Annotated in this window: 2 rRNA genes; both read left to right on the top strand. The window is 44.8% G+C overall.

The features are described 5' to 3' along the window. Positions 1-71: ribosomal RNA gene (locus MMA19_RS26435) — 16S ribosomal RNA — on the top strand; the annotation flags it as partial. 283 nt (positions 72-354) lie between these two features. Further along, positions 355-776, top strand: a 23S ribosomal RNA gene (locus MMA19_RS26440); the annotation flags it as partial.

Here is a 776-nt window from a genome sequence, read left to right on the forward strand (position 1 = left end):
TGTGGTTCATGACTGGGGTGAAGTCGTAACAAGGTAGCCCTAGGGGAACCTGGGGCTGGATCACCTCCTTATACGAAAGATTATTGCGATGAGTGTTCACACAGATTGATGGTTTGGGTTTAGGCCCAGAGCATAGCTCTTTAACAATTTGGAAAGCTGACGAATAACATTTGATTAATGTTATTCATTTAAAAGTTCTCAAATCCTAATCGAAAGATTAGGTACCAACACACATTCAAGTGTTCTTGGGAATTACGAAAGTAATTCATATTTGAGTCCGGCAAAATCGAGTCTGCACATGTATAAAAATGCAGACAACTTTGGTTGCGTAACAAAGACCCTTTGGGGTTGTATGGTTAAGTGACTAAGCGTACACGGTGGATGCCTTGGCAGTCAGAGGCGATGAAAGGCGTATTAACTTGCGATAAGCTCAGATTAGGTAGTAAAAACCTGTGAGTCTGAGATTCCTGAATGGGGAAACCCAACTGCATAAGCAGTTATCGCTGAGTGAATACATAGCTCAGCGAGGCGAACCGGGGGAACTGAAACATCTAAGTACCCCGAGGAAGAGAAATCAACCGAGATTCCGAAAGTAGCGGCGAGCGAAATTGGATTAGCCCTTAAGCTTTTAATGAGACAGGTGAAGGCTCTGGAAAGTGCCGCGATACAGGGTGATAGCCCCGTAACCGACATCTCATCATCAGTGAAATCGAGTAGGGCGGGACACGTGATATCCTGTCTGAATATGGGGGGACCATCCTCCAAGGCTAAATACT

This window comes from Vibrio sp. CyArs1, assembly GCF_022432925.1.
GTDB lineage: Bacteria > Pseudomonadota > Gammaproteobacteria > Enterobacterales > Vibrionaceae > Vibrio > Vibrio mediterranei.